The following is an 8651-nucleotide window of genomic DNA, read 5'->3' on the forward strand; positions in this document are numbered from 1 at the left end:
CGACGGCAGCGAGTTCACCGTCGGTGTCGACCTCGTGCTCCTGGCGATGGGCTTCCTGCACCCCGAGCATCCCGGCATCGTCGAACAGCTGGGGGTCGAGCTCGATGCGCGGGGCAACGTCAAGACCGACGCGGACCACGCCGCCAGCGTCCCCGGCGTCTTCGCGGCGGGCGACGCGCAGGACCACGTCTACCGCCAGGCCGTGACGGCCGCCGGCACCGGCTGCATGGCGGCGCTCGAGGCCGAGCGCTACCTGGAGGCGACCCAGCCGCACTAGGGTAGGGCCGATGGGATCAGCGCGCGCTGCTGACGGTGCGCGCGACCGGGCGACACGGCGGCGTCTTCTCGCCGAGCTTGAAGTAGGTCACCTGGTCCGGCAGACCCGTGGTGCCGCTGATCTCGCCCTCGGTCGGGTCCGTGTTGGCCGGCACCGTCGTGCAATCCACCACGCGCGTCAGCTTGCCGGCCGCGGACGCGAGCAACTTGCGCGGCGGAGTGAACGCCGCCGCCTTCACCGGCGCCGCAGGGGCGTCGCGCGGAACGGCGGCCTCAGCCATCTCGATGGCCGGTATGAGCTCTCGCGCGAGTCTCGCGGGCGCGGGAGCCGGCGCAGTCGCAGAGAGCGGCTCCGGGGCTCCGGCGGCGACCGGCGTGGGCCCTTCCGGTACCGCCGCGCGACGCGGAGGCGGCGGCGTTGTCGGCGCGGCGACCGTCATCTTGGGAATGGCGGCGCGCGGCCCCACGCCGATCTTCACTTCCACCGTGATCAGGCCCAGACGCGCGGCGGTCACGCCGGCCATCAGTAGCGCGAGGGCGGTCAGCAGCAGCAGGGCGGGCGCGAAGTCACGATACTTCGCTCCCCGGCGCGGCTTGCGATCGCCGTCGTGGCTCATGCCGGGTGAGTGGTGCAATCCTGGAACCAAGACCTGAATGACCCCTAAACGACTGTCTTTCCGCTAAAATGTCTTGACAGCCTCTGTCGGTAGCTGGATGGATTCCGGCCGACTGAACAGTTATCCGCCACGCCGTGCCTCCTCAGGGCGAGGGTCCCCGGTCAGGTGCCGACGCGGAGCGTGGCGGAGAGGTCGCGGAGGAGGGCGATCGTCGAGAGGTAGGAGAGCCTGCCCGTGCGCGGGTTCTCCGACGGGACGTTCTCGATCTCGACGCTGAGCCGGCCGAACTCGCCCTCGACCGTGATGCGGTGGCGGTTCATCCGCTGCTCGGGCGCGGCGAAGATCTTGATGCGTGTCTTCTCGGGGCCGATGCCGGCGAGCGAGAGCGCCGCGACGACGTTCACGTTGGCGGGGAACGCGCGGCACGCCTCGGTCGCGGGGCCCTCGAAGATCAGCGTCTCCCGCGTGATCGCGTCGAGGTCGATCTTCTGCCGCTCGATCCACGGCGCGCCCGCGAAGCCGCGCGGGGGCTTGCGCGTCTCCATCGTGACCGACGTGATCGCGCCGACGCGCGCGCCCTTGACGCCGTCGAGACCGGCGATCGCCGCCGACGGGACGAGGATGCGGCAGCGGTTCGCGGCCGCGAGGTCCACCCAGTCCTGGCGGCCGAGGAGCCCGCCGCACGAGAGGACGACCAGGTCCTTGCCCGCCTTCAGCGTCTTGGGCGCGACCTCCTCGAGGTGAGCCTGGGTCGAGGCCTCGACGACGAGGTCGGAGGCCTGGACGAGATCGTCGAGGGAGAGGAAGGGCGCCGGCACGCGCAGGGCCTTCAAGAACCGCTCGGCCTTCTCCCGATCGCGGGCCGTCGCGCCGGCGAGCGCCAGCCCCGGAATGCCGTCGGCGAGGGCGCGGCAGAGCTGCCGGCCGATCGCGCCGAGGCCGACGATGCCGACGTTCATCTCGGGCGCATGGTATCATGCCGCGTGGTGGGATGACGCCCACGCGAACGCTCAGAGAGCCGCTCGAGCGGCTCTACCGTGAGTTCGACTACGGCGCCCGCGTCGGGCGCGACGCCCTGCAGTTTCCCCTCCGCTACACCGAGCCGCGCGACCGCGAGCTCGTGTCCCTGCTGACGGCGTGTCTCGCCTACGGGCGCGTGGACCTGTTCGGCCGCGAGCTCGACAAGGTGCTCCGCGTGATGGGGCCGTCGCCGGCGCGGTTCGTCGCCGACTTCGATCCCGCGCGCGACGCCCGCGCCTTCGACGGGTTCCGTTACCGCTTCAACCGGCCGCGCGACCTCGTCGCGTTCTGTCTGGCCGCGCGCGAGATCCTCGCGCGGTACGGCACCCTCGAGAAATGCTTCGCCGCGGGCGACCCCGACGCGCAGGGCCCGATCGGCCCCGCCCTCGAACGCTTCGCCCGCGCGTTCCTCGACGCCGACCTCCGCGAGGTCTTCCCGCGCGGCCGGCGCTCGCGCGGCTACCGTCACCTCTTCCCGCTGCCGTCCGTGGGCGGTCCGTGCAAGCGGCTGCATCTGTTCCTCCGCTGGATGGTCCGCCGGGAGCCGCCCGACTTCGGCCTGTGGACGTCCATCTCGCCGGCGCGCCTGCTCATGCCCGTGGACACGCACGTCGAGAACATCTCGCGCGCCATCGGGCTCACGCGCCGCCGCTCGCGCACCTGGACGATGGCGGTGGAGATCACGGCGCGCCTCGCGGTGATCGACCCCGCGGACCCGGTGAAGTACGACTTCGCCCTCTGCCACAAGCGGATGTCCGGCGACTGTCTCGACCGCCGTGACGCGCAGGTCTGCGCGCCGTGCGGGTTCAAGGCGGTCTGCCGGCACTGGAAGGGACGGCGGCGCTGATGGATTTCGCGACCCTCCTGATCGCCGGCGTGCTCGTCGCGGTCGCCGTCGGGCTCTGGCTCGTCGTGATGGCGATGCTCCAGCGGCAGATCGAGGCGGTCCGGAGCGAAGGCCGCGAGGGCCAGGAGGGCCTGCGGCGGGAGCTGTCCGAAGTGAGGCTGCAGGTGAAGGACGATTTCGGCGGCCTCAAGCAGACCGTGACGACCGAGCTGAAGGGCGTGAGCACCGAGGTGACGCGTCAGCTGCAGGAGGGGATGAGGCTCATCTCGACCTCGCAGACCTCCATCGGCGAGCGTCTCGACCACCAGGCGAGGGTCGTCGGCGAGGTGCAGGGGAGCCTCGGCAAGCTCGGGGAGGCCACGCAGCGCGTGGTCGAGGTCGGCCGGGACATCCAGGGGCTCGAGCAGATCCTCAGGTCACCGAAGGTCCGTGGCGGGCTGGGCGAGACGCTGCTGGCGGAGCTGCTCGCGCAGATGCTGCCCCGGGACTACTTCACGCTCCAGCACCAGTTCCGGAGCGGCGAGAAGGTGGACGCCGCGATCCGGATCGGCGACCGGCTCGTGGCGGTGGACGCCAAGTTCCCCCTCGAGAACTTCCGCCGGATCCTCGACGAGACGGAGGAGGAGAAGCGCCGGCCCTTCCGCCGGCAGTTCGCGCGCGACGTGAAGCTGCGGATCGACGAGATCGCGAAGAAGTACATCCTGCCCGACGAGGGAACGTACGACTTCGCGCTGATGTACGTGCCGGCCGAGAACGTCTACTACGAGATCATCATCAAGGACGACGCCGATCCGGGCGACGAGCCCATCGCGGCGTACGCCCTCTCCCGACGCGTCGTGCCGGTCTCGCCCAACAGCTTCTACGCCTACCTGCAGGTGATCATCCTCGGGCTGCGCGGGCTCAGGATCGAGGCCAACGCGCAAGAGATCCAGAACGACCTCGCCCGGCTCGCCGGCGACCTCGACAAGGTGCGCGATCCCCTGCGGATGCTGGGCAAGCATCTGGGCAACGCGCAGAATCAGTTCGCGGACGCCGATCGCGCGCTGGACCGGTTCGGCACGAAGCTCGAGGCGATCGAGCGCAAGGGCGGCGACCAGCCGGCGCTGCCGGGGACGGGGCCATGACGCTGACGGCGATCGACTGGGCGGTCATCGTCCTCTACTTCGTCGTCTCCATCGCCATCGCCCTCTTCTACTCGCGCCGCGCCGGAGCGTCGTCGGAGGAGTACTTCCTGTCCGGCCGCGCGGTGCCGTGGTGGCTCGCCGGCACGTCCATGGTCGCGACGACCTTCGCCGCCGACACGCCGCTCGTGGTCACCGGGCTCACGGTCAAGTACGGGATCGCGGGCAACTGGCTCTGGTGGAGCATGGTGATGAGCGGCATCCTCACGGTGGTCTTCTACGCGAAGCTCTGGCGGCGCGCGGGCGTGATGACCGACGCCGAGTTCGCCGAGATCCGATACTCCGGTCGGCCCGCGGCCTTTCTCCGCGGCTTCAGGGCGTGCTATCTCGCCCTCGCGATCAACTCGATCATCATCGGCTGGGTCACCGCGGCGATGGCGAAGATCATCGGGATGACGCTCAACGTGGGGAAGGTGGAGGCGACGGTCGGGCTCTTCGTGCTGACCGGGCTCTACTCGACGATCTCCGGGCTCTGGGGCGTCGTCGTGACGGACTTCTTCCAGTTCATCCTCGCGATGAGCGGCTGCATCGCGCTCGCGTTCTTCGCCCTCGGCGCGGTGGGCGGCATGTCGGGGCTCCTGGCGACCCTGCACACGCGCTTCCCCGACGATGCGCCCCTCGCCTTCGTCCCGTCGCTCGACTCGGCGTGGATGCCGGCGCTTACCTTCTTCGTGTACCTCGCGGTCAACTGGTGGGCGTCCTGGTACCCGGGCGCCGAGCCCGGCGGCGGCGGCTACGTGGCCCAGCGGATCCTCTCGACGAAGAACGAGCGCCACGCCCTCCTCGCGGCGCTCTGGTTCAACATCGCCCACTACGCGCTCCGCCCGTGGCCGTGGATCGTCGTCGCGCTCGTCTCGATGGTCCTCTATCCGGGGCTCGCCGATCCCGAGTCGGGCTACGTGAAGGTGATGGTGGACCACCTGCCGCCCTTCTGGCGCGGTTTCCTGATCGCCGCGTTCTTCGCTGCCTACATGTCCACGATCTCCACCCAGCTGAACTGGGGCGCCTCCTATCTCGTGAACGACGTCTACCGCCGCTTCTGGGCGCGCGGCCGAAGCGAGAGGCACTACGCCGGCGCGGGCCGCCTGGCGACGGTCGTCATGATGGTGATCTCGGGCGTCGTCACGATGAACATCGGCACGGTCGAGGGCGCGTGGAAGTTCCTCCTCGCGATCGGCGCCGGCACCGGGCTCGTCTACCTCCTGCGCTGGTACTGGTGGCGCGTGAACGCGTGGTCCGAGGTGAGCGCCATGGCGGCGGCGCTCATCTTCTCGCTCGCCGCGCAGCTCGGCCTCGGGCTCTCGGCCGACGATCCGCGCGGCTTCGCCCAGCTGCTGCTCCTGACGACCGCCGCGACGACGGTCGTCTGGCTCGCGGTGACGTACCTCACGGCTCCGGAGCCCGCGGCGAGCCTCCGCACCTTCTACTGGCGCGTGCGGCCGGGCGGGCCGGGCTGGACGGCGATCGTGCCCACCGCCGGCGTCGACGTCGCGCTCGGCGTGGGGCTCGTCCAGTGGGCGCTCGGCTGCGCCGTCGTCTACCTCGGGCTCTTCGGCATCGGCGGCCTCGTGCTCGGGCGGCCGGTGCGGGGCGCGATCGCCGTCCTCGCCGCGCTCGCGCTCACGTGGTACCTCGTCGGCGCCACCCGCGGCGTGCCGGAGCCGAAAAGCGGCGTAGTATAGTTCGCTCGATGACGACCGGGCTCATCCCCATGCAGGTCGACGGGATCTCCTGCTCCTTCAGCGGTGAGTCGGCCCCGTCGGCGGGGTGAGGCCCCCGGCCGTCCACCGGGAGAGCGTCGTGCGCCGGCGCGGCCAACCCGTTGCCGTCGCGACCGCCTTCATCGCCTGCGCCATCGCACTCGCGGGATGCGCAACGTCGCGGGATCGCACCGTCGCATCCTCTCCGCCCCTGGCGGCGCCGACGCCGGTCGTCCCTGCGCCGCCCCCGGCCGCCGCGCCCGTGCCGCCCCGGGGCGCGGGTTCTGCACCGCCCGCGCCTGCCGCGCCCGCGCCTCCCCCGCCTGCGGCTCGCGTGCCAGCCCCGGTTCCCGTACCCGCACCGGGCGCCGCGGCGCCCTCGAAGGTTCCTCGAAAGGAAAGCGCCCCACTCGTCGCCGCCAAGCCGCCGGCACCGCCAGCCCTGGATCTGGCCGCTCTGGAGAAGCGGCTCCGAGACAGCGAGGCCATCGGGATCTTCACCAAGCTCTCGCTCAAGAATCAGGTCGATGACCTGGTGGCTCGGTTCAGGGCGTTCCATCAGGGCGCCGGAGTCGCCGTCGCCAAGCTTCGGGAAGAGTACGATCTGCTGCTCCCCAAGGTGCTGTCGGTCCTGCAGGACGGTGACCCGGGGCTCGCTCGTGACATCGCGGCGTCTCGCGAGGCGATCTGGGGCCTCCTCGTGGATCCGGTCGGTCACAAAAAGCCAATGTCCACTCGCCACGACGCCGTTGGGACCGGATCGGCCGTTGTCCGCCGTGCCCTTCACAGGGTCAAAGGCGACTCCCGCGAACCCTCCCGTGATCGCCTTCACGAACATATTGGTTCTCGCGTCGAAAACGTCGACGCTCTTGTTGGAGCGATCGGCGACATAGAGGAGCTGGGTGTCCGCGTCGAGCCAGCTGATGTCCCAGCCGTGGAGGGGCTTGAGCGAGGATTCTCAAGAGGCGTGGAGGCGATTCTCGGGCCCCGGCGCCCGACCCGCGGGGCGGCACCCTTGGGCCATGTTGGGGCGCGTTGGCCCTCATAGAGGCTCGTTGGGATCCGTTGGGCCTCGTTGGGCCGCACTCGCCCTCCGAATAGGGCCCGTTGCGGGGGCACCCGAGCCGACGCTCTCATCATGACTGGACCAAAGATGGGGGCAGGTCACCTGCGTCTCCCCGACGCCATCTGAGCAATCATAAAAGAACGGCTCTAATAGCCAAAAACGAAACGGCGGCACGGCGCCGCCGTTTCGCTTACTGGAAGGATCAGCCAACCCAGACGGCGCGTTTACTCCTCGTCTTCGTCCTCGCTAAAGTACACCCCGATACAGCCGTTCGGGCACACGGCCGCGTTTTTCGGCAGCGGCACAAAGACATGGTTGAGGATCCGATCCGCCGCCACGGAATGCGCGCTGGCGCGCGGGTTGAGCGGCTTCGGGGTGGGGATGGCCGCGAGGAGTGTGTTCGTCTCGGCATCGATGATGCCCAGCGCGGGGACGACCTTTCCCGTGGTGAGGTCTGGGACGTTATTTCGAGCCGCGAGGTAGTAGCGATCGTCACCCCGGTTGAACCACACCTCATCCGACCCGCCGACCCCGTGGACGACCTTCACGATGTGGCCATCCCGGGCGTCCATGATGACCGACTGCCCGTTCTTCAGGCTGCACCCGAGCAATAGATGCTGGTGCGGTCCCAGGGCTAGCCCTGTGGGATTGCAGTTGTCGACCGGAAACAGCGTCTCGATAGTGGCATGGCCGAGCGGCCTGGGGTTGATGACGGCGACGGCTCCATGATTTGCATTGCCCTTCAACGCGGGGATCGAGGTATAGAAGCGCCGGGTCGCCGGATCCCACACGGACTGTTCGATGCCACCGGTGAACGTGGCGGCGGGGAAAAAGATCTGGTCCACGACCGTCATTGACGTCGTGGAGATCAGCGTCACGAAAGCGTCCGGGCTGGCCGCATTGTTGGCCACGATCAGGAGGTGATCGCGGGGATCAAAGGCCATCTCGTCCGCGCGCGCGCAGTCCGACACAGTGTCCCCGGTAGGGCACGTGCTGATGGTCTTAATGTGGGCAAACGTGTTGAGGTCGAAGACCTTGACCGTGCTATCGCCGTCGCCGACCCAGATCTGGTTGGTGCTGTGGACGATCAGGATGCCGTCGGGTCCGGAGTGGTCATTGTCGAGGGTACCATTCGCATTGAACTTTTGCCCAGCAAACCCGCCGATCTGGTGCAGGAGCGTATTAGTTTCCGTGTCTATGATGTCGACACTCGCATTGGACCGGTCGGCTAAAACGTACCGGTGCCTCGTCGCGTCCACGAAGCTGATGTCGAAGAACTGGAGCCCCGGAATGTCGATCGTCTTCCGGAGCTTGAAGTTGGCGATGCTGTCGTGATCGCCGGCTCGGCTCGATCCGACACTCAGGAGAAGGACGGGAATCATGAGAAGCAGGAAGAGCGTGAGCGAGCATTTCCGCATCATGGCAGGACCTCCTCGTTGTGGGACCGCCACTGTGAAGCCACACGTCCATTGTGCTTTTCACGGCCTGCGCCGTTCGCTCATGATGAACAGGACGTCCGATGCCTCCTTTCTCATCCGGCGATGCGGCATGTTTTCCGATCAGTCAGTCCGCGTTCGTGGTGTGGACTCGGTCGGATGCCCACGGTCATCATCGCCGGTCGTTTGAACGAGGAAGCTCACCGCGTCGATCACACCGGTCACACCGGTGAGCGCCAGGAGTGCGAGCGAGACGGCTTCCCCTCCTTTCCCACGCGCGAGGTGTGCTCTGACGAGTCCTCGCACCACGCAGCGCCTACTGCGGGCTTGGCGGACCGCTGGTGCGGGGACGGCGTTACGAGAGCGGGAGAGGAGGGGCTCGGGTGGAAGGAGACTCGAGCGGGTGAGCCGAGACGGTGCCTGGTCCGCTCGGGATGATCAGGCCGAGACAAATTGCGACGGGCCCAACCGGATCCATGACCGCGAACTCGAGGGCGGCGACGGCGGC

Annotated in this window: 8 protein-coding genes; 5 read left to right on the forward strand and 3 right to left on the reverse strand. The window is 68.8% G+C overall.

What is annotated here, in order from left to right; genetic code table 11:
- Positions 1-277, forward strand: a 277-nt coding sequence (locus VKG64_05470; GenBank protein HKB24487.1) for an FAD-dependent oxidoreductase, incomplete at its 5' end; no start/stop codon positions are given.
- Between the two features lie 16 nt (positions 278-293).
- On the opposite strand, the gene VKG64_05475 is transcribed toward VKG64_05470, so the two are convergent.
- Together VKG64_05475 and VKG64_05480 are read right to left on the reverse strand one after the other, a co-directional pair.
- A complete protein-coding gene (locus VKG64_05475; GenBank protein HKB24488.1) occupies positions 294-893 on the reverse strand; it encodes a hypothetical protein in 600 nt (199 codons plus the stop codon).
- Between the two features lie 161 nt (positions 894-1054).
- Positions 1055-1852, reverse strand: coding sequence for an aspartate dehydrogenase (locus tag VKG64_05480; GenBank protein HKB24489.1), 798 nt, complete (start codon positions 1850-1852; stop codon positions 1055-1057).
- Between the two features lie 32 nt (positions 1853-1884).
- On the opposite strand from VKG64_05480, the gene VKG64_05485 reads away from it, so the two are divergent.
- The 4 genes from VKG64_05485 to VKG64_05500 all read left to right on the forward strand — a co-directional run bounded on the left by VKG64_05485 (position 1885) and on the right by VKG64_05500 (position 6689).
- Positions 1885-2760 carry a TIGR02757 family protein gene (locus VKG64_05485; GenBank protein ID HKB24490.1) on the forward strand — a complete coding sequence of 292 codons (876 nt, stop codon included), beginning with the start codon at positions 1885-1887 and terminating at the stop codon, positions 2758-2760.
- Entirely contained in the window at positions 2760-3884 is a 1125-nt protein-coding gene (locus tag VKG64_05490; GenBank protein HKB24491.1) for a DNA recombination protein RmuC, read from the forward strand. The genes VKG64_05485 and VKG64_05490 overlap by 1 nt, the downstream gene beginning before the upstream one ends.
- Complete coding sequence (locus tag VKG64_05495) at positions 3881-5623, forward strand: sodium:solute symporter family protein (GenBank protein HKB24492.1); 1743 nt, start codon at positions 3881-3883, stop codon at positions 5621-5623. Before VKG64_05490 ends, VKG64_05495 begins: the two co-directional genes overlap by 4 nt.
- Before the next feature lie 352 nt (positions 5624-5975).
- Positions 5976-6689, forward strand: a complete 714-nt coding sequence (locus VKG64_05500; GenBank protein ID HKB24493.1) for a hypothetical protein — start codon at positions 5976-5978, stop codon at positions 6687-6689.
- Positions 6690-6931: 242 nt separating this feature from the next.
- Here VKG64_05500 and VKG64_05505 read toward each other — a convergent pair whose 3' ends face one another.
- Entirely contained in the window at positions 6932-8128 is a 1197-nt protein-coding gene (locus VKG64_05505) for a hypothetical protein (protein HKB24494.1), read from the reverse strand.
- Positions 8129-8651 lie beyond the last annotated feature (523 nt).

It is taken from the genome of Candidatus Methylomirabilota bacterium (assembly GCA_035260325.1).
Taxonomy (GTDB): Bacteria; Methylomirabilota; Methylomirabilia; order Rokubacteriales; family CSP1-6; genus AR19.